Below are 20,343 nucleotides of genomic sequence, written 5' to 3'. Positions count from 1 at the left end.
TGCTCGACGCCGCTCGCGCCGCCAGCAGCAACGTGAGCGTGCTGGTGACAAACCTCGCAACGCACCAGTCCATCACCAGCGACTTGTCTGCATTGGGAAATTACGGCGCGTTTACGGGCGTGGTGGCAACCGTGACCGGCGTTGCCGGCCCCGGGCAGGTGCAGATTGCCAACGGCGACGCCATTGAGGTGGATTATTTTGATTCGACCGGAACGAAGCGGGTTGCGACGGCGGTGGCGGATATCGTCCCTTCAATGATCAGCGGTGTGGCGGCCGCCACTGAAGTCGGCGTACTCACCATCACCTGGCAGACGAGCGAGCCGGCCACCTCCATCGTCCGGTACGGAACGAACAGCTCCAATCTGAACCTCGGCGTCACCAACACCGCTCTGGTGACCAGTCACGTCGTGAAACTGAGCCAGCTCATCCCCGACAAGACCTACTACTTTCTCATCGTTTCCGCCGACGCTGCTGGAAACGTCGCGACGGACAACAATTCCGGCGCGCTCTTCACGTTCGTCGGTGTGGCGACACCGACCGTGCTTCTGGTGGATGCCTACGATACCGCGGCAGAAGAAGCGAATGGCGCGACGGTAATTCCCGACGGCGCTTACACCAATGTCCTGACCTCCGCGGGTATCAGTTACGGGTTCTGGAAAGTGACCGCGCGCGGAGGACCGCAACTCGCCGACCTGACGCCGTTTCCGGTGGTCATTTGGCGGACAACCGATGACATCATCAACTATGGCGTGGACGCTGATGGCCTGCCCGACCCTGCGGCCACGAATAATACGCTGAACGCCCAGCAACAATTCATGATTCAAAGCTACCTCAATGGCGGCGGCTCGTTCTTCATGGCATCGATGGGAATTCTCTCTCAATTGGGCGACACTCCATTCCGGCGAAACGCACTTCGAGTGGCCGGCTTGAAACAGAATCCGGACCCGCCCTTGCAGTGTTCGGATTGCGACGAGGATTTTGGTGTGCCGGCGGTTCTAGGCGCGCCGGCGTCTGTCGCCAGTGGCATGAGTGTGACGCTGGATTACAGCAGTTATCCGTCATTTGATTTCGATGAGTTCTCGTTGGGGCCTGATTTTTCCGACACATTCACGCCTTCGTCCGACGCCACAGCGATTACGCTCGAATCCGCGTCGGGCAAGCCGTGCGGGATGAGTTATCCGAACATCGGCGTGGACAGTCCCGGCCGCGTCGTCTTCCTCTCGTTCCCGTTCGACACCATCCCAACGAACGGTGCGGCGCCCAACAACGCAGTGACATTGTTGCGGGACATCGTCAGTTTTCTTGCGCCCGGCGCCAACGGACAGGGCGTGGTATTCCTCGACAACACCCTTTACACGACCAACGACGTGCTGTTGGTGGAGGTTGGCGATTCGGATTTGGCCGGAACCGGCCAGACGCAGATCAGTTTCGTCACCAGTTCACGGACGAACCGGACGACCGTCGCGCTGCTGGAGACGACTCATCCGGGATTGTTCAGGGGCACTCTCACCCTCGTGGGCGGGAACCCGGACACAAACCAGTTGCAGGTGGCCGATGGCGACACGATCACGGCAACATATTTTGATGAATCGAACAACAGGAATGTGACCGCCACGGCCGGCATTGACACACGGCCACCGGTCATTTCGCAGGTGGCGGCGAACACCGATTATTACAACGCGAACGTCACCTGGCTGACTTCCAAACCGGCGGATTCGGCCGTGCAATACGGCGACCTGTCGCAGCCCCCGGCCAACGTTGCCTTTGTGAGCGCCCTGGTCACCAACCATTCTGTTACGATCGGCGGGCTTCTCGCGAATCGGACTTATCGCTATCAGGTCGTCAGCCGCGACCAGGCCGGCAACACTACGTTGGACGACAACAATGGAAATCTTTACACCTTCCAGACGCTGAAGGCGCCGTCACCGCCGTGGTTCGATGATCTGGAAAGCGGCGCACCGGGTTGGAAGGTGGTTCCCGATCCGGTCAACGGCTCCGACATCAACTGGACGCTCGGCACGCCCAACAACGGACTGGCAGCCAGCGCCCATTCCGGCACAAACGCATGGGGCAGCGACCTCAATGGCGACCAGAATTTTTTCCTTGCGAGCAGCTTTTTGTATAGTCCGGTTATCGATCTTTCCGGCCTTGTGTCGGCGACGCTCACTTTTTGGGACGTTCACGATTTCAGCCGGGTTGACCCTACCTTTGGCGCGTATGAAGAAGACGGCGGCGTATTGATCAGCACCAATAGCAGCACACCGCCCAGCCTCAATCTGCCGCTGGGAGTGGACTTCGCAGGCGACGTGGCGGACACCTGGAAGCAGGAAACCGTGGACTTGACGCCGTGGGTCGGCCAGACCATTCAGGTCGTCTTCTATTATCAAGGTTTCGCCTTCGGCGACACGATCTACGGCTGGACGTTTGACGACGTCAGCATCACCGGCGTTGGGGCGAGAGGAAACGTCAACATCTCAAAGAATATCGAACAGGGAACATACTCATTGTTCTCGCTCTCCCCCTTCGGCCTCGTCCCCGTCCAATCCGGCGTTGCGCCTTCCGTCACCATCAGCAATCTGCCCGCCGCCCAATACGTCCTGCGGTTCGGCGACGTCCCGTACTATCAAACTCCGGCCGACTTGACGAACACGCTGACTGCCGGCGGCACGGTGAATTTCGCCGGCAATTACACCTTTCTCGATGCGAACACGAACGGCATTTCGGACAGTTGGGAACGGAATTACTTCAGCTCCGCCTCGACCAACCGCACGCAACTGACGGATACTGACGGCGACGGGGCCACCGATTTCGCCGAGTTTATCGCCGGCACCGATCCCACGAGCACGAACTCGGTTTTCGCCGTCCCCGCCCCGGCACCTCAGGGGGATGGAAGCCTGCGTTTCACCTGGCCGTCTGTTCCGGGCCGCGCGTATCGGGTGCTGGTCACGACCGACCTTGTCAACTGGACGCCCGCGACAGACTGGGTGCCCGCGACGGGCACAACGACCTCGCTGACTCTCGGGGCTTCCGGCAACGCCAATTCCTTCTACCGCTTTGAAGTGCGACCTTGAGCGTCAGCGGGCGGGCATCGCGCTCATTCCCGGTTTTTCGAATCAATGATGAGGGTCACCGGGCCGTCGTTCACCAGAGCCACCCGCATGTCAGCGCCGAACTCGCCGGTTTCGATCGGTTTGCCGATGTCCTCCGCGAGCCGGCGAAGGAACGCCTCGTAGATCGGAATGGCCGTTTCCGGCCGGGCCGCGCGGATGAACGAAGGACGATTCCCCTTCTTCGTGCTCGCGAACAGTGTGAACTGGCTGATGACCAGAATATCGGCGCCGGCTTCCTGCACCGACCGGTTCATCAGGCCCTGGTCGTCGTGGAAGATGCGCAGCCGCGCGATCTTGCCGCTCAACCATTCGACGTCCGTCGCGGAATCCACTTCTTCGACGGCGAGGAACACGACAAGGCCATTTTGAATCGCGCCACGAAGCCGCCCATCGATCGTGACCGAGGCCTCGGAAACGCGTTGAATGACGGCGCGCATGGATGATTCGTCCGCAAACGTGGCCATGGACAAGCCCGCAGGCAAATGGAAAATGCGGCGGAACCTGGTTTGAGGCCCTCCGGCCCGTTCGAAATCAGATCGGCCGCGTGAAACAGGTTTCGTTTTTTCCGCTGGCTCGTTGATTGGCTAAAAAGTCATTTCCCGGCGCGCATCTTTCTTCTACCTTCGCGTCATGTTCAAGCCGACCGACCTGTTTGACCTCAGCCAGACGGAACACGCTGCTTTGTTCGATGGCTGCGAATATGCCTGGGAAGCCCTCGGGAAGATCAGGGATTATCTCAAGGCAGAGCTGCGGCCGGCACTAAAGAATCACTGTGTGGGCACGGCCTGGATTGGCGAGCAGGTTTTTGTCGGCGAAGGCACGGTCGTCGAGGATGGTGTGATGATCAAAGGCCCGGCCATCATCGGACGCAACTGCCAGATTCGCCATAACGCCTATCTCCGCGAGGATGTGATCGTCGGTGACAATTGCGTGGTGGGCAATTCGACCGAACTCAAGAACGCGTTCTTGTTCAACTACGCCGTCGCGGCGCATTTTAATTATGTCGGAGACTCGATTCTCGGTCACAAGGCGCACCTCGGCGCCGGCGTGAAAGTGTCAAACGTCAAGCTCGACCACGAGGATGTGACAGTGGAAATCGATGGCGTTCCCTTCGACACCGGCTTGCGTAAATTTGGCGCGCTGCTGGGTGACGGCGTGGAAATTGGCTGCAACGCGGTGCTCAACCCCGGCAGCATCATCGGCCGCGGTGCGGTCATTTACCCGAACCTCAACTGGCGCGGCATCCTGCCCGCGAACATGATTGCGAAGAACAAGGCGGCGGTTGAAGTGGTGGTACGCAGGCCGACCGAAACTTGATCGGCCACGGGGAATCGAACGTGTTTTTCCCGGAACCGTTTCGCGTTCACAGTCGAATCGATTTGAAATGATTTCCGCCATCGAAAACCAGCCCGCCGGCTCTGGCGTTGGCCTCGTCAAGCAGGTCGAGGAAATCTTTTCGCAAAGAGGGTTGTTGTCGCACGCGAAGAACTTCGAGTACCGCCCGCAGCAACAGGAGATGGCCGTGGCGGTCGCGAAGGCCCTGGAGAATACCGGGCACCTCGCGGTCGAGGCCGGCACGGGCGTGGGCAAAAGCCTCGCCTATCTGGTCCCATCCATCCTGTTCGCGGTGTCGAATAACAAGAAGGCGGTCGTCTCGACGCACACCATCAATTTGCAGGAGCAACTCACGGAAAAAGATCTGCCAATGCTGGCGAAGATTCTGCCCGTGAAGTTCAACTTCACCATGCTGAAGGGCCGGGCGAATTATCTGTGCCTGCGCCGTCTCCATAAGGCGATGCAGCAGGCCGGCAGCCTGTTTACGTCCCCCGAGACCCAGGAACTCCAGCGCATCCACGAGTGGTCGAAACGAACCCAGGACGGGAGTTTGTCGGATTTCGACCTGGAACCGGACCCGAAAGTCTGGCAGCAGGTTTGCTCGGAGCGCGGCTTGTGTTCGCCGAAGCTTTGCGGGCACCAGTCCGAATTCGGCAAGCAGCATGGTCCCTGCTTTTTTCAACGCGCGCGCCAGCGCATTCTTTCCGCCGATGTGCTGGTGCTCAACCACACGCTGTTTTTCACGCTGCTGGGCGGGATCGACGAGGAAATCGAGGGCGGCATCCTGTTCAAGAACGATTTCGTCATCTTCGACGAGGCGCACCAGATGGAACAGGTGGCTTCCAGGCACATCGGTGTGCGCGTTTCCAGCGGGCAGGTGCGGTACGCGTTGAACCGCCTGTGGAACCCGCGCACGGAAAAGGGACTGCTCGCCACGCTGCGCCAGGGCAGGGCGGTGAAGGAGGTCGGGGAACTGCTCGAGGAGGCGGAAAAATTCTTCACCGGAGTGGAATCGGTTTGTGAGGAAGCGCATCAAAGCCAGAGCGCGGAGGAAGGCGAAGGCGCTCGGGAATCGCCCCGGTCACGAGGCAGACGTTCGTCCGCGCGAAGCTGGACAGAATTGCGCATCCGCCGGCCGGACCTCGTGGGCGACAACCTCACCCTGCCCATCCAGCGAGTGCGCGAATCGATCAGCGAATTGATCAAATCAAGCGAGGACCGGGACATCGGACAGGAGTTGCTGGAAGGCAACCGGCGCCTGGCCGAGTTGCGCGAGGCGGTGGCCGTGTTTCTCAGCCAGAGCGCGGAGGATCATGTCTACTGGGTGGAGCGCGCGGGCAAGGCGCAGAAGAATCTGACCTTGAATGCCGCGCCCATCGACGTGGCGGATTACCTGCGCGGCCGGCTGTTCGAAGGCGACACGTCGATCATCATGACCAGCGCGACGCTCGCTACCGCGGGACAGACTTCCGGTTTTTCTCCGGCGGAAATCGGGGTTTCACAGGAATCCGGCGCGCGGGCAATGCCGGCCCCGCTCCCCGGCGACGCGCGACACTCTTTACGTTACTTCACCCGGCGCATCGGGGCCGAGGGTGCCGTCCAATTGCAGGTCGGCTCGCCGTTTGATTACGCGCGCCAGATGAAACTGTTTGTCGCGAACAAAATGCCCGACCCGCGCGAACCCGGCTACGCCGAGGCGCTCGTTCACTGGATCGAGCACTTCGTGAAGCTGACCCACGGCAAGGCGTTCGTGCTGTTCACGAACTTCAGACTCATGCAGGACATCGGCGAACGAATGCAGCCGTTCTTCGACGAACTCGCTGTCGAATGCTTTGTGCAAGGGACCGGCACCCCTCGCTCGACCATGCTGGAGAAGTTCAAGGCGGACGTGGACTCCGTGCTGTTCGGCACCGACAGCTTCTGGCAGGGCGTGGATGTGCCAGGTGAGGCGCTCAGCAACGTCATCATCACACGCCTGCCGTTCGCAGTGCCCGACCATCCGCTGATCGAGGCGCGCATCGAGGCCATCGAAGCGCGCGGTGGCAATTCGTTCAGTGAATTCTCGCTGCCCGAGGCGGTTCTCAAGTTCCGCCAGGGCGTTGGGCGCCTGATCCGGACGAAAACCGACAAGGGCATCGTCGCGGTGCTCGACAATCGCGTGCTGACCAAACGCTACGGCCAGGCGTTTCTGCACGCGCTGCCGCGGTGCCCCGTGGAAATCGTTTGATCGCCGGATCGGCGGCCTTTCCAAATTGTAATCATCGCTGCACGGTTGTGACTTGTCTTGTGCCTCCCGTTCAGTCAGAGTCTCCGCATGTCCGAGATTTTAGAGTTCGTTCATCACGGCGCGGAGCAGATCACGCCGAAAATACTGCGGGGCGTTCACAAAAAGCTTCCGTTTCTCAAAATGGAGTTCACACAGATCAACGCGCCCAAATATCCGCACCTGGTCGAACAGTTGGAGTTCCTCGCGGACGTGGTGGAGGATTTTGCCGAAGGGGCGGAAGACGATCTGCCGTTTGTGGCGGTGGCCGGCGCCGTGTTTGCGCTCATTTACGCGCACCGCCAGAAAGACCTGATTCCCGATTTCGTTCCCGATTTCGGCCATGCCGACGAATCGGCCGTGGTGCGGGCCGTGCTGATGCAACATGAAAAGGTCTTCGGCGCGTACGCCAGCCGTCACCATCTGAACTGGGCGATGATTACGGTGAAACCGTGATTGGATTCGCTTCGTGACTTGGCAGTGATGTCGTTCAGGTAGTGATTCGACCTGCAGCCAGAGCCTGGTTTGCCGGGGGCAACAATCCGCCCGGATCAGCATTCTTTCAGGTGTGAGTGCTTTCTCCAAAAAAACCTGTCCCGGCCTTCTGATTGTCGCTTTGTCGATTGTCGCGGCGCTGTTTGTAGTTCGGACAACGCGTGAATCCTCGACCTTCGATTTTTCTCCCACCATCAGTGAGAAGACTCACCAGAAATTCGCAACTCGATTCGCACAGTTTGAAGCGAAAGAAAAGCGGGTTGACCAGACGGTGTGGGCGAAGGAGAGGGAGGCGGAGGAGTGCGGGCGGACCTTTGAATCGCTCTGGGACGCGCTCAACGCCGCCACCAACAAACTCGAGCTGATCGCGGCCTTTCCCGTGGACGAGATTATTCCCGGGGACTGGAGCCGGCTCAAAAGCCTGCCGCACGGGATTGAAGTGCGCGAGTCGGCGGGTCCCGCACCGGCGCAGTCGGCCGGGGCGTGGCGCGATTGGGTGGAGGGGCATGAGCGGGCGGGCTGGCAGCTGGTGCAGACGGAGTTTCGACAGAATCAATTCGACGCGGATGCGGCGGGCGGACCGGGGCGGAGCCGGTTTTATTTCCGGGCCGATCTCCTGAACACGGCCAACGTCGAACGCGCCACGATCGAAGGTGATTTGTTTGTGGACTGGGCTGTAAAACGGGTTGGAGAACAATCGCCGGCCGTGAAGCGGATCGACGCCAGCGGGCTGGTGCTCAAGACGCGGCGCGGGGAGCCGCCGTTCCGGCTGATCCTGAATGAACAAATCGCACCGCCGGAAAAATCCTACTTCATTGACCCGTTGATTCTCTATGATCTGGATGGGGACGGATTGTCGGAGATCATACTGGCGGCGAAGAACCGGGTGTATCACCGGCGGGAGGGGGGGCGGTATGAGGCGGAGCCGTTGTGCAAATACCCGCCGGAGCTGATTACAAGCGCGGTGATCGGGGATTTTGACGGGGACGGGGCGGCGGACTTTTTGTGCGCGGGCTTCAAGGGTCTTTACCTGTTCAAGGGATCGGCGACGGGAACCTTCGATGAACCGGGCAGGCTGGTGTGGGTGGCGAATCCTCATCTCAAGTACGCCCAGGTGTTGACCTGCGGGGACATTGATGGCGACGGCGACCTGGACGTGTGGCTCGGCCAGTACAAAGTGCCGTACCGGGACGGTCAAATGCCAACGCCTTATCATAACGCGAACGACGGGTATCCTGGGTATTTGTTGTTGAACGACGGGCGGGGAAATTTCACGGACGGGACGGCGGAGGCGGGATTGGAGAAGAAGCGATGGCGGCGGGTGTACAGCGGATCGTTTGCGGACCTGGATGGGGACGGCAAGCTGGACCTGGTGGTGGTGAGTGATTTTGCGGGTGTTGACCTGTATCGGAATGACGGTCAGGGGCGCTTCAGCGACGTGTCGGGCGAGTGGGTTGCCGAGCCACATGCGTTCGGGATGGCGCATGCGCTGGCGGATTTCAACGGCGACGGCCGCCTCGATCTGTTGATGATCGGAATGAATTCACCCGCTGCAGACCGGCTGGTACACCTTGGGTTGAGCCGCCCGGGTTTTGAAAAGGACGACGAGGAGCGTGCGCGAATGACGTACGGCAACCGCCTTTACCTGGCGCGACCGAACGGCGGATATGACCCGGCGCCATTCAATGACTCGATCGCGCGCTCCGGCTGGTCCTGGGGATGCGGCGCATTTGATTTCGATGATGACGGTTATGCGGATGTGTACATTGCAAATGGACACGAGAGCGGGAAGTCAGTGCGAGATTATGACCCGGAGTTCTGGACGCACGACATTTACGTCGGCGATTCACGGGAAAGCGTCGTTAAGTACGCGTACTTCGGAAAGCAAATCGGGAACACCCGCGGGCAAGGACAATCTTACGGCGGATACGAAAAAAACCGGCTCTATTGGAATGAGCGCGGCGCGTCTTTTGTAGAGATCGGGCACCTGACGGGGGTCGCGATGGAAGAACCCTCGCGCAACGTCGTCGCTGACGATCTCGATGGCGACGGCCGCGTGGACCTGCTTGTCACCACGTTCGAGGCCTGGCCGGAAGCAAGGCAGACGTTGCGAATCTACCAGAACACGCTTGATGACCGTGGCAACTGGATCGGCTTCCGTTTTCGGGAAGAAAGCGGAAAACCATCACCGGTCGGCGCCCGCGTGACGCTGCGCTATGACGGGCGGAGCGCAGTCCGGGAAATTGTGACCGGCGATTCCCACCGTTCACAACATGCCAATGCAGTGCACTTCGGTCTGGGAAAGGCCGAAAGGGTGAATAGGGTCGAAGTGCGGTGGCCGAATGGCCGGGTTGTCACGCTTCGCGAACCGACGTTGAATCGCTACCACCTCATTCGGGTGCCCGCGGAAACTTCAAACCCACAATGAACGGCGGCGCGCCCGATCAACGAAACAGAGTGTATCCAGTCCGGTCCTTGTACCACTGGAAATCCACCCTTCCGGCGGCATCGAACGGCCTTACCGAAAAACTGTACTTCACAGGATACACGGACGTACCACTCAACCATTTATGTATCTCGGCATGTCCATCCGCAAAAGAGAACCCACATGCCGCGTTATGATAAGAAGCGGGAAGATCGCCCCACATCGTATTATTAATTCCCACAATAAAAAACGCATCATTGATCGAATCCGGGTGTTCATCAACCGTGAGCCATGTGAATGACGGTTGCGGAACTTGGGACGTGAGCAGAAACTGACGATAATTGGAGTCAAACCAAGCCCGACCACTCGCAGACGTCGGGAGATTATCCGAGCGTCCAAAAAGCGCGTTCATGGAGTTGCTTCGCAGACGGCTGGGGAAGCCCGCCTTGCGTTGGGCGGGACTCACGTAAACATCCGCCGGGCACTTGTAAACACCCAGCGCCGCCGCCGTGTAACGGGAGAGTATGCCATTCTTAACCCATTCAACATTCGTCGTGCTTTGCGCATCAATGCCAGCAGTGGACCACGTCATCACGTTATTCACCCAGTTGTTAAACTTCTTGGTCGTGATAGCCGATTCGGTGTCCGGAATCGTGAAATTATTTGCGCAGGCATCATTGTAGTCGCCGGCATACAAATGCCACGCGAGTAGCAGTTGCTTGTTATTGCTCAGGCACATGATGCCTTGTGCCTTGGTCTTGGCCTTGGCCAGGGCTGGCAGCAGCAACGCCGCCAGGATGGCGATGATGGCGATCACGACGAGAAGTTCGATGAGCGTAAAACCTCTGTTCGCGGAGGGTCGCTCAACACGGGTTGTGGCAAAGTGTTTCATAGTTTTGCTTGGGCAGTTCGGGCTTCTGGCGAGGTAGAATAGTAATTCGTCGCCGGATTGCAACTGTGCGTTTCGATGCCCACCCCTCAGTGACGGGACCTTCATTTGACCTCCCGGCGACCGCTGGAGGCAGCCGGCCCGCGACATCCGGACGCGACCTCCGTTCTTGACGGTCAACGCTGAAAGCCGAAGACTCTCGCCATCAGATCTATGAAGCGATTCCCTTTTTTCTTTTTGCTGGTTCCAATTGCGGTTTCTGCCTTCGCCGCCACGCAGCTGGAGCCAAAACCCGACGACCTGTCTTTTGCGAAATTCAGTCCGGTCAGGGCGCCGCGTCCGGGCGGTTTGCTGCTGAAGAAAGGCGACCGTCTGGCCATCTGCGGTGATTCGATCACGGAACAGAAGATGTATTCGCGCATCATGGAGACCTACCTGACGGTTTGCGTGCCGGAGCTGGAGATCACGGTGCGGCAGTACGGCTGGAGCGGGGAGCGCGCCCCGGGATTCCTCGCCCGCATGACGAACGACTGTCTGCGGTTCAAACCGACCATCGCCACGACCTGCTACGGAATGAACGACCACGAGTATCGTCCTTACGAGGATCGCATCGGCCAGACGTATCGCGAGAAATCAACGGCGATCATCGAATCGTTCAAGGCCCACGGCGTCCGGGTCGTCCAGGGCTCGCCCGGATGCGTGGGCAAAATGCCCGGGTGGGTCAAAAACGCCAGCGGCACGGTGGAAGACCTGAACCTGAGCCTGTGCAACCTGCGCAACATCGACATCGAGATTGCCGGGGAGGAAAAGACCGGATTCGCGGACGTGTTCTGGCCGATGTTGACGGCGGGCTTTGAAGCACGGAAAAAATACGGCGCGGACTACGCGATTGCCGGCAAGGACGGCGTGCATCCCGGCTGGGCGGGGCAGCTCGTGATGGCGTATGCGTTCCTGAAAGGAGTGGGAGTTGACGGCGAGATCGGCACGTTCACCGTGGACCTCGCGCGCAACAAGGCGGTTGTTTCCAAAGGCCATGAACTCGTTTCGTTCAAGGACGGCGAACTGCAAATCAAGAGCCATCGCTACCCGTTCTGCGCGACCGGTGCATTGGACAATGATGGAAGCATTCGCTCAGGGATGACGCTCGTGCCCTTCAATCCGGAACTCAACCGGCTCATGCTGGTCGTGAAAAACGCCACCGTGAAAAACTACAAAGTGACGTGGGGCGCTGAAACAAAAACGTACTCGGCAGAACAGTTGGGCAAGGGCGTGAATCTCGCTGACGATTTTGCGACGAATCCATTCTCGGAGGCGTTCGACAGGGTGGACAACGCGGTCGCTGCCAAACAGGCCTACGAAACACGCCAGATCAAGGACCTTTTTCACGGGCCGGAAGGCGGGGCCGACATAGAAAAGACGGTGGCGTTGACCGAAGAAGTCCGCGCACCGCTCGCCCGCACTATTCACGAATCGTTCACGCCCGTGACGCACACGATCAAGATCACCGCGGAGTAACTGCAGGGATTCTTGCGCCGGTCAGGTATCGATTGCGAATCCTCAACGATCGCCGGGCGATTTGGGCGCCAGCTCGTCAATCATCCTTTCAAACACCACGACCGTTCTCCCTCCCAGGAATCGTGGACGGTGCGGCGCGACCTTCCATGACTCAGCACACGGGTCAATTCCAGCAGTCTTATGGTGAGAAATCGTTTCGACCCCGCCTTTGCCAAACCTGCCGCCAAGAAAGGATGCGGCTATGGCCCCAAAAACGCCGCGTGAACGGCTTTCATGGCGTGTTCGCCCTTGGCCAGGTCGATCACCACGGAGATTTTGATTTCGCTCGTGGAAATCATTTCGATGTTCACGCCTTCCCGGGCGAGTGTGTCGAACATTTTGCCAGCCACACCCGAGTGGCTCTTCATTCCCACGCCCACGATCGACAGCTTTCCGATTTTGTCTGTGGCGATGACTTCGCCGAAGCGTATGTCTTTCTTCAACCCGCCGATGACCTTCTGCGCCTTGAGCAGGTCGGCCTTGTCCACCGTGAACGAAAGGTCGGTCGCGGGCGCGCCACTGCCGTGGCTGATGTTCTGCACGATCATATCCACGTTGATCGCGGCATCACCGAGCGTCTTGAAAATCGTGGCGGCGACGCCGGGCTTGTCGGGCACAGCCACGAGCGTGACCTTCGCCTGGTTTTTGTCGAGCGACACGCCGCGTATGACGACGTCCTCCATGTTTCGGGTTTCTTCTTTCACAATCGTTCCGGGGTTGTCATTCAGGCTGGAGCGGACCTCAAAAATCACTTCGAATTTCTTGGCGAACTCGACCGAGCGCGACTGCATCACTTTCGCGCCGAGACTGGCGAGTTCGAGCATTTCATCATAGGAAATCTCGTCGAGCTTGCGCGCGCCGGGCACGATGCGTGGATCGGCGGTATAGACACCGTCCACGTCCGTGTAAATCTGGCAAAGGTCGGCCTTCAACGCCGCGGCCAGCGCGATCGCGGTCAGGTCCGAGCCGCCGCGGCCGAGCGTGGTGATCTGGCCTTCCTCGGTCTGTCCCTGAAAGCCGGCAACGATAACCACGTTGCCGGCGTCAAGGTGCTGATGAATTCTCTTCGGCGTGATGTCCTGGATTTTGGCCTTCGTGTGGACTCCGTCGGTCAGAATGCCCGCCTGGGCACCGGTAAGCGAAACGGCGTTGACATTGAGCGCGTGGAGCGCCATGGCGGTGAGCGCGATGGTCGTTTGTTCGCCGGTGGCGAGCAGCACGTCCATCTCCCGCTCGATCGGCAGCGGCATGATTTCCTTGGCCAGCTTGATGAGATTGTCGGTCACGCCGCTCATCGCGGAGACGACCACGACAATCTGGTCACCCTTGGCGCGATATCGGGCCACACGCGAGGCCACGTTTTTGATCCGGTCGGTGTTTCCGACCGAGGTTCCGCCGTATTTTTGAACGATCAAAGCCATGTTTTATTCCGGAAATCATTCCGCCGGACGCGCGGCGGACGGTGAGAATGCCAGAAATGCCCCGGCAATCAAGTGGCAGCTTGTTTTTCGATGAGATAGGCGCGGAATTCCTCGTAGTTTGCGCCCATACGATCGAAGTCCTCCGGCATTTTGTTGGTGGCGATCATGGCGGGCGGGACATCCGGTGAGAAGCCGATCGTCCGTTCAACTTCTTCTGGGAATTTCGCCGGGTTCGCGGTTTCTAGCACCACCGCGGGGGCGTTGCCCGGCGGCTCGGTCGCGAGCCAATCGAGAAATCCACGCCACGCGACTGCCCCATGCGGTTCGAGGAGCAACTGATATTTCGTCCAGACTTCCTGAATCGTCGAGCGCGTGCGTTCATCGGAAATGGAACTGGAGAACAAATCACGCCGCATTGCGGCGAGGTCGGGCATCTGATGAATCACGCCGGTCTCGTCCATGCGGCCGCCATAAATACTGACGAGTCGCGCGAGATTGCTCGGATGGCCCACGTTCATTGCGTTCGACACCGAGTTGCGCGACGGCTCGATCTTTTGGTACACGCCGGTTTCAAGAAAACGCGGGAAGGCGTCGTTGCTGTTCACCGGCACGATAAGTTTTCTGACCGGCAAACCCATTTGGCCGGCCACGACCGCCCCCATCATGTCACCGAAGTTGCCGCTGGGCACCGAGAACACGATCGGCTCGCCGGGCCGGGCGATTCGGGACGCGGCGTAAAAATAATAAACGCTCTGCGGCAGCAGCCGGCCGATGTTGATCGAGTTGGCGGACGACAGCGGAATGTGTTTGAGAGCCGGATCGGCAAAGGCCCGTTTGACCATCGCCTGACAATCATCGAATTTGCCGTCGATCGCGATGGTGCGGACATTTTCGGCCAGTGTCGTCATCAACTTGCGCTGGCTGACACTGACTTCGTCAAACGGGAACAACACGATGACTTGAACGCCGGGCACGTTGTGAAACGCATGGGCGACGGCCGAGCCGGTGTCGCCACTGGTGGCGGTGAGAATCGTGACGTGCCTTCCCGTCTCGCGAAGAAAATGCCCGAACATGCGCGCCATCATCTGTGCCGCGAAATCCTTGAACGACGCGGTCGGCCCGCGATCGAGCCGCATGACGTGGACGCGGTCATAAACTTTTTCGAGCGGCACGTCGAAATCGTAGGCGTCACGACACATTGCGGCCAGGTGGTCCGCTCCTAGCGCATCGGCGCTGTAACATGACAATACGCGAAAGGCGATCTCGTGATAAGAGAGGTTCGCGAACGCGGCGACTTCGGCATCTGTGAAACGGGGAAATGCTCGCGGCAGATACAATCCGCGATCCGGCGCCTGTCCGGTCAACAGGGCCTCGCGCAAACCGACCGGGGCGGATTTGCCGTTGGTGCTGAAGAAGAGAATCGGGGCCATGGCAGACCGGCGCTACTCAAAATTTTCGACACGGATCATGACCGGAGGAGCCTTGACGACGGGCAGCGCGCGGACGCTGGCGAGCGCCCTGGCGATGGCGGCATTGGTTGCGTCGTGGATCATCAATATCAGGGGGACACTTTCGCCCTCGTGACCCTCCGGTTGTATCACGGAGGATATGCCGATCTTCGACCGGCCAAAAATGGCGGCGATCCTGGCCAGTGTTCCCGGCCTGTCAATCACGCTCAAGCGCACGTAACAGCGGCAGACCGCCGCGTCGAAGGGGAGCACGGCGCCCTCGCGCTCATGCGGCACGAACGCCGGAATCCGGTTCCTGGTCCCGCACTTGAGGTCGAGCGCCGCATCGGCCAGATCACTCAACACTGCGCTGGCCGTGGCGTCCTGCCCGGCACCGCGTCCGTAGTAAAGCGTGTCGCCAACGACATCGCCGCGGACATAAATCGCGTTGAAGACATCATTGACGCTCGCGAGTACGTGGATGTTCGGCACAAGCGTGGGATAAACGGAAACCTGGACGGGCGCGCAGCCATTCGGCCTTCGCTTCGTTCCCCCGGCGTTTTCAGTCTTCTTTACGATGCCCAGCAGCTTGATGGTGTAGCCCAGTTGTCCGGCGAACTGGATGTCGAGTTTTGAAATATGCCGGATGCCTTCCACAAAAACCTGTTTCGGATTAACCCAGAAACCGTGGGCAAGTGACGCGAGGATGCCGGTTTTGTGGGCGGCATCATGACCATCGACATCCAGCGACGGCTCGGTTTCGGCGTAACCCAGCCGCTGCGCGTCAGCGAGCACCTCGTTGAAATCCGCGCCCTCGGCCTTCATTCGCGAGAGGATGTAATTGCAGGTCCCGTTCACGATCCCGTAGAGGCGCGTGATGCGATTGCCGATCAATCCTTCGCGCAACACCTTGATGATCGGGATGCCGCCGGCGACGCTCGCTTCGTAGTAGAGGTTCGCACCGTTTTGCTGCGCGACTGCAAACAGTTCTTCGCCGTGCGCCGAAAGCAGCGCCTTGTTGGCCGTGACGACCGGCTTGCCCTGTTTCAGCGCGCTCACCGCCACTTCGCGCGCGGTCGTCGTGCCGCCCATCAACTCGACGACCAGATGAATGGCCGGGTTGTTGACAACGCCGCACCAATCCGTCGTCAGCAGCGATGCCGGGATTTTGACAGGCCGGCACTTTTGGATGTTGCGGACGACCACTTTGGCGACATGCAGCCTCACTCCGAGCCGCGAAGAGACAAGCGCGCCGTTCCTTTGGATGGCCTGGAAGACTCCGCCACCCACTGTGCCGCCGCCAACGATGCCCAGGTTGATCTGCTGCATTAGAGCGGGGAGATTGCCGGGGTTTGTGCCTGACGACAACGGATTTTTAGACCGATGGGTAATGTCACCAGAGGGGATCTGGAGTGGGTGAAGGGAATCGAATCATCGTATCTGAATTGGCCGTTGCAACGTTCGTAAGACTGGCTCCAGACTTAGGGCTTAAACTGATCACCCCTGAATTTCCGAACGAACTACGATGATTTAATGAGGTTTTCAGCGCTACTCAACATAAATCCACTGAACTCAATCCTGCTTTTCGTTACCGCTCTGGTGTCAGTTTCTCACACGCAATTCGGTTGTGCGCGCAAGGTGATTCGCTATTTTCAAAGGAGCATGGCTCAAAAAACCGCCATCACCCGGATATTCACCCGCGAAAATAGTAAAGGTCACTATTTTCGTTTTTGGTTTTTGGAAATAGCCGGGCGTTTGGGTTTCGCCAGCGTCGAAAGGTATGCTCGGGAATGCAAACGTCGTTGGCCCAAATGTGGTCAAATTTCGGCATCGAGCAGGTTGGACACAGGAAATGCTCGCCGCAAAAATGCAATTGCTTGGGTGTTACATGACTCGCGAGATCATCGCCAACATAGAAACTCGTCGCTCCCCTGCAACCGACAAACGGGTTTTGTTTTTTTCCAAGGCTCTTGGCGGGGAGATTGGCTGCCTCTTCCTAAAGACAATAGAGTCAGACAAAAAAGACGTTATTTGACTTAGTGTTAGCCATACAGGACAATATGGCATGTCAAAGACGGACTCCATCCCGTTGCCGGCCGCTCACGCGCTCCGCAAGTTGGGCCACGACCTCGCGCTTGCCCGGCGCAAACGCGGCATCGCTACCACCGACATGGCGGCCCGTCTTTTTGTCAGTCGCGATACACTTTGGCGGCTGGAGCGTGGTGACCCGACCGTCTCGCTCGGCACTCTGGCGACAGCCGCGTTCATCCTTAAGTTGCACGATCGCCTCGCAAATCTTGCCGCGCCGGGCACGGACGAACTCGCTCTCAGCCTGGATGAGCGCCGTCTGCCACAGCGCATCCGCCGCTCCCGCCCATGAGCCTGGAGGTCCATATCGATTGGCAGGAGCAGACTCATCTGGTGGGTCGCCTCTACCCGGCCGAACGCGGCCCGTCTGTTTCCTTTGAGTATGCGCCCGAATGGCTCAAGCGTGACGGCGCCTTCGCCATCGACCCCACATCGCTTCCACTGCAACGCGGGGCTCATCATGATGCCGCGCTCTTCGGGGCAATTCAGGACTGTGGACCTGACCGCTGGGGTCGCATTTTGATTGAACGCGCCGTCCGCAAAAAGGTCCTCGTTCAAAAGCCGTATCGCGACATCGACTATGTGCTTGCGCTCGATGATACGACACGCATTGGCGCCTTGCGCTTTCGGATCGACGGCGCCGCTCCATTTCTCGCCACTACGAGCGGCAAGCTCCCGCCTCTGGTGCGTCTCAACGCGCTTCTTCGCGCCACCGACGCAATTCACAGTGAAACCGAATCCGCTCAGGATCTGCGGTTTCTACTTGGCGCCGGCTCACCGATTGGCGGCGCTCGGCCAAAAGCAGCGGTCAGCCTTGCTGACGACCGACTGGCCATCGCGAAATTTCCCAAGCCCGACGACACTCGGGACGTTGCTGCGGGCGAAATTCTTGCGCTCACCCTCGCCGAACAAGCGGGCATCCAGGTCGCGGAACATCAGCTCGTGCCTGTGGGCCGGCAAAGTGTCGCTGTCATCACCCGCTTTGATCGCACGGGAAAAAACCGAATTCCTTTTGTCTCGGCATCGAGTCTGTTGGGCCTGGCTCAAGGTGATATGGGTGCGTACACGCTCGTGGCTGATGGCATCCGTCAATTTGGTAACGATGTCGCTGGCGACCTCCGCGAATTGTGGCGACGCCTTGTCTTGTCGCTTCTTGCCAGCAACTACGACGACCACCTCCGCAACCACGGTTTCCTGATGCGCGAACCTGGACGGTGGGCGCTCTCGCCGGCCTACGATCTCAACCCGGTGCCGCAAATGGACCGCGCTCCTGGGAGCAAAACTCCGATCACTGAGGATCAGCAGGAACCCACCATCACTGGAGCGCTGGCAGCGGCTGCGCGTTTTGGTCTCAAGACCGCTGAATCGAAAAGAATCCTCCGCGAAGTTTTCACCGCCGTCTCTGGCTGGCGCAAGACCGGACGACAACTGCGCCTCAAAGCAGCCATGCTGGACGCCTACGCCAGTGCCTTCGAGCATCCGCTGATGGATGAAACCAGACGTTTGCTTGGCGAATGACTTTGCTCGCTGGAAAGCCGAAGGCATTTGTTTAGATTGGGGGCGTAGTTAAAGCCATGCTTGAACTAGATCGCCGAAACCAGGCACAAGGTGGGCGACTATCACTCCGGTCTTAAACCAGACATGCACACTCCGAGCGTGCCTTCCTAAGCGCCGTCCCTCCCGGCGAAGCGCGCGCGGTCAGGCGTGCTGCGGGCGTTGAGCACCTGCTGAAGGCATGTCGCATTGAACACGGCGCGAATCGAGTTCGTGCCGATGACGGTGATGGGCTTGCCCTTGTCGCCCGGCGCAGGAATGAAACCCGTGGCCTCGCCGGTCGCGTGGATTTGGGTTGAGTTGGTGTGAGTCATTTCAAATTACCTCCGCCTCCAAATCCTTGAAGTAGTCCGCATCCCATTCTCGAACGGTTTTCAGACACGCTTGCACAACCGCTTTGCATTCGCTCGTGTCGGGAATATGCGGTGAGCAGTTCGTTGATTCGCGTCGCTCCCTTCAACGCTTCCGAGAGCGCTTGTTCGAGCGCGCGAATCTCGGCATTGAGTTCTCCGAGTTTCTTCGTCTGGCTGCCAATAGTGGTTTTTAGGCCTTCAATCAGCTGGAGCCGTTCGTTGTATTTTTCGTCTAGGATAAACTTTGCCGCGTAGTGTTTTTCGAGTGTGGTGAACGCCGTTCGGCGCTTCTGGTCAAATTCTGCCGTCCGGTTGTTATGCTCAGTGATGATCTTATTTATGGCTTCAACCACGGCGACAATTTGCTCTGCGGGATCGTCAACGTTCGGACATTCCAAACTCGTGAACGCCTTGGTTTGCTTTGTGGCGAGAACCGTCGCAAGATTTTCCAAACCGGATTTTCGCGCTTTGAGCAACTTCCCTAGTTTGGTTTTCTCGTCGCTGAATCGCTCTGACAGTTCAGTGTAGAAGTCACCTTTGTGGTCCACTGCGATTTCTTCGTGTTGCGCAGTTTGAATCGCTTTGATCAACGCACTCAAGTCCGACATCAAGTTTTCGTAGTCGGCGGAGAAATGCCCGGCAATGTGCGTCATCAAATCTTTGCCTAGCGGCTGACCGCAGAACTGACACGTATCTTTGCCTTCATGTAGTGGGCGTCCCTCGTTGATCCAAGCTTCGAGTGCCGGATGCTCTTTGAGCCGAGGAATCGGGTTGTTGGCGGTTACCACTCTCGCCAGCAAAGCCCCAGACTTGCCGCTCAACTCCGCGACTGATGGCCTGCCAGTTGCGGTTCAGCACCAGCACAATCGTCTTGTTCAGGATGTCTGACATAAAAATTGTAGCGGCTGTCTGTGACTGCCGCTGTTCTCGGCGATCATAGATCGCCGCTACAGTTCTCGGTGTTTGTTCTTTGTTGGTGCGTTTTGGCTGTTCTCGATCGGCAGTCGCAAATCGTCAATCGCAAATGAAATTGGCTGCCTCGCGTGGTTTTGCTCCAGGGTGCTTGCGCACGGCCACAAACGGAAAAGCGGACAAGAAAGCGATTGTGGAATTGCCCGGTGCGCTGAGAGTTGCCCCACCACCGCAAGCACTGGACCGGATTTGCACCGGTATCGCCGGGTTCACGAGAACCCACAATCTACGGCCCGCTGAAAAAACCTGTTGACATACATTGCACTGCAATGTATTATGGACTGTCATGAAGCTTGAGAAGGAACTGGTCGCCGCCTCTTCGGTCCCTCTGGTGCTCTCCATCCTGTCGGAGGGCGACAATTACGGCTACGCCATCATCCAGCGCGTCAAGGAACTGTCTGACGGCAAAATCGCGTGGACCGACGGGATGCTTTAT

16 protein-coding genes are annotated in these 20,343 nt (G+C 58.8%); 9 read left to right on the top strand and 7 right to left on the bottom strand.

The window, feature by feature from the left end:
- The coding region (locus VN887_04490; GenBank protein HXT39265.1) for a hypothetical protein at positions 1–3,071 on the top strand (3,071 nt) is incomplete at its 5' end.
- Positions 3,072–3,094: 23 nt separating this feature from the next.
- On the opposite strand, the gene dtd is transcribed toward VN887_04490, so the two are convergent.
- Positions 3,095–3,547 carry a D-aminoacyl-tRNA deacylase gene (gene dtd / locus VN887_04485; GenBank protein HXT39264.1) on the bottom strand — a complete coding sequence of 151 codons (453 nt, stop codon included), beginning with the start codon at positions 3,545–3,547 and terminating at the stop codon, positions 3,095–3,097.
- A gap of 193 nt (positions 3,548–3,740) precedes the next feature.
- Here dtd and VN887_04480 point away from each other — a divergent pair, with 193 nt between their 5' ends.
- The 4 genes from VN887_04480 (at position 3,741) to VN887_04465 (ending at position 9,631) form a co-directional block, all read left to right on the top strand.
- A complete protein-coding gene (locus tag VN887_04480) occupies positions 3,741–4,427 on the top strand; it encodes a DapH/DapD/GlmU-related protein (protein ID HXT39263.1) in 687 nt (228 codons plus the stop codon).
- 67 nt (positions 4,428–4,494) lie between these two features.
- Positions 4,495–6,672 carry a helicase C-terminal domain-containing protein gene (locus tag VN887_04475; protein ID HXT39262.1) on the top strand — a complete coding sequence of 726 codons (2,178 nt, stop codon included), beginning with the start codon at positions 4,495–4,497 and terminating at the stop codon, positions 6,670–6,672.
- Between the two features lie 87 nt (positions 6,673–6,759).
- Positions 6,760–7,164, top strand: coding sequence for a hypothetical protein (locus VN887_04470; GenBank protein HXT39261.1), 405 nt, complete (start codon positions 6,760–6,762; stop codon positions 7,162–7,164).
- A gap of 112 nt (positions 7,165–7,276) precedes the next feature.
- Positions 7,277–9,631 (top strand): CRTAC1 family protein, encoded by a 2,355-nt coding sequence (locus VN887_04465; protein ID HXT39260.1) that lies wholly within the window; start codon positions 7,277–7,279, stop codon positions 9,629–9,631.
- A 16-nt stretch (positions 9,632–9,647) separates the two neighbouring features.
- Here the strand turns inward: VN887_04465 and VN887_04460 are convergent, their stop codons facing one another.
- On the bottom strand, positions 9,648–10,520 hold the full coding sequence (locus tag VN887_04460) for a prepilin-type N-terminal cleavage/methylation domain-containing protein (protein ID HXT39259.1): 873 nt from the start codon (positions 10,518–10,520) through the stop codon (positions 9,648–9,650).
- 210 nt (positions 10,521–10,730) lie between these two features.
- On the opposite strand from VN887_04460, the gene VN887_04455 reads away from it, so the two are divergent.
- Entirely contained in the window at positions 10,731–12,032 is a 1,302-nt protein-coding gene (locus VN887_04455; GenBank protein HXT39258.1) for an SGNH/GDSL hydrolase family protein, read from the top strand.
- A 239-nt stretch (positions 12,033–12,271) separates the two neighbouring features.
- Here the strand turns inward: VN887_04455 and VN887_04450 are convergent, their stop codons facing one another.
- The 3 genes from VN887_04450 to VN887_04440 all read right to left on the bottom strand — a co-directional run bounded on the left by VN887_04450 (position 12,272) and on the right by VN887_04440 (position 16,269).
- Complete coding sequence (locus tag VN887_04450; protein HXT39257.1) at positions 12,272–13,492, bottom strand: aspartate kinase; 1,221 nt, start codon at positions 13,490–13,492, stop codon at positions 12,272–12,274.
- 68 nt (positions 13,493–13,560) lie between these two features.
- Entirely contained in the window at positions 13,561–14,922 is a 1,362-nt protein-coding gene (thrC, locus tag VN887_04445; GenBank protein ID HXT39256.1) for a threonine synthase, read from the bottom strand.
- A gap of 12 nt (positions 14,923–14,934) precedes the next feature.
- Positions 14,935–16,269 (bottom strand): homoserine dehydrogenase, encoded by a 1,335-nt coding sequence (locus VN887_04440; protein HXT39255.1) that lies wholly within the window; start codon positions 16,267–16,269, stop codon positions 14,935–14,937.
- Between the two features lie 736 nt (positions 16,270–17,005).
- On the opposite strand from VN887_04440, the gene VN887_04435 reads away from it, so the two are divergent.
- Positions 17,006–17,320, top strand: coding sequence for a helix-turn-helix transcriptional regulator (locus VN887_04435; protein ID HXT39254.1), 315 nt, complete (start codon positions 17,006–17,008; stop codon positions 17,318–17,320).
- Positions 17,317–18,546: a HipA domain-containing protein gene (locus VN887_04430; protein ID HXT39253.1), complete on the top strand. Its 1,230-nt coding sequence runs from the start codon at positions 17,317–17,319 to the stop codon at positions 18,544–18,546. Before VN887_04435 ends, VN887_04430 begins: the two co-directional genes overlap by 4 nt.
- Positions 18,547–18,692: 146 nt before the next feature.
- On the opposite strand, the gene VN887_04425 is transcribed toward VN887_04430, so the two are convergent.
- Together VN887_04425 and VN887_04420 are read right to left on the bottom strand one after the other, a co-directional pair.
- Positions 18,693–18,896: a hypothetical protein gene (locus VN887_04425; GenBank protein ID HXT39252.1), complete on the bottom strand. Its 204-nt coding sequence runs from the start codon at positions 18,894–18,896 to the stop codon at positions 18,693–18,695.
- Positions 18,893–19,756 carry an AAA family ATPase gene (locus VN887_04420; protein HXT39251.1) on the bottom strand — a complete coding sequence of 288 codons (864 nt, stop codon included), beginning with the start codon at positions 19,754–19,756 and terminating at the stop codon, positions 18,893–18,895. Before VN887_04420 ends, VN887_04425 begins: the two co-directional genes overlap by 4 nt.
- Before the next feature lie 437 nt (positions 19,757–20,193).
- On the opposite strand from VN887_04420, the gene VN887_04415 reads away from it, so the two are divergent.
- Positions 20,194–20,343 (top strand): helix-turn-helix transcriptional regulator (locus VN887_04415; protein ID HXT39250.1); only part of this gene is annotated, 150 nt, incomplete at its 3' end.

Origin of the sequence: Candidatus Angelobacter sp. (genome assembly GCA_035607015.1) — a bacterium.
Taxonomy (GTDB): Bacteria; Verrucomicrobiota; Verrucomicrobiia; order Limisphaerales; family AV2; genus AV2.
This window is presented reverse-complemented; position numbering and strand designations above follow the sequence as displayed.

Bases quoted from the DNA above. Each gene is read 5' to 3' on its own strand.
- VN887_04435 (HXT39254.1), top strand. From the start codon at position 17,006: ATGTCAAAGACGGACTCCATCCCGTTGCCGGCCGCTCACGCGCTCCGC.
- VN887_04470 (HXT39261.1), top strand. From the start codon at position 6,760: ATGTCCGAGATTTTAGAGTTCGTTCATCACGGCGCGGAGCAGATCACG.
- VN887_04440 (HXT39255.1), bottom strand. From the start codon at position 16,269: ATGCAGCAGATCAACCTGGGCATCGTTGGCGGCGGCACAGTGGGTGGC.
- VN887_04480 (HXT39263.1), top strand. From the start codon at position 3,741: ATGTTCAAGCCGACCGACCTGTTTGACCTCAGCCAGACGGAACACGCT.
- thrC (HXT39256.1), bottom strand. From the start codon at position 14,922: ATGGCCCCGATTCTCTTCTTCAGCACCAACGGCAAATCCGCCCCGGTC.
- VN887_04450 (HXT39257.1), bottom strand. From the start codon at position 13,492: ATGGCTTTGATCGTTCAAAAATACGGCGGAACCTCGGTCGGAAACACC.
- dtd (HXT39264.1), bottom strand. From the start codon at position 3,547: ATGCGCGCCGTCATTCAACGCGTTTCCGAGGCCTCGGTCACGATCGAT.
- VN887_04430 (HXT39253.1), top strand. From the start codon at position 17,317: ATGAGCCTGGAGGTCCATATCGATTGGCAGGAGCAGACTCATCTGGTG.
- VN887_04455 (HXT39258.1), top strand. From the start codon at position 10,731: ATGAAGCGATTCCCTTTTTTCTTTTTGCTGGTTCCAATTGCGGTTTCT.
- VN887_04425 (HXT39252.1), bottom strand. From the start codon at position 18,896: ATGACTCACACCAACTCAACCCAAATCCACGCGACCGGCGAGGCCACG.
- VN887_04460 (HXT39259.1), bottom strand. From the start codon at position 10,520: ATGAAACACTTTGCCACAACCCGTGTTGAGCGACCCTCCGCGAACAGA.
- VN887_04475 (HXT39262.1), top strand. From the start codon at position 4,495: ATGATTTCCGCCATCGAAAACCAGCCCGCCGGCTCTGGCGTTGGCCTC.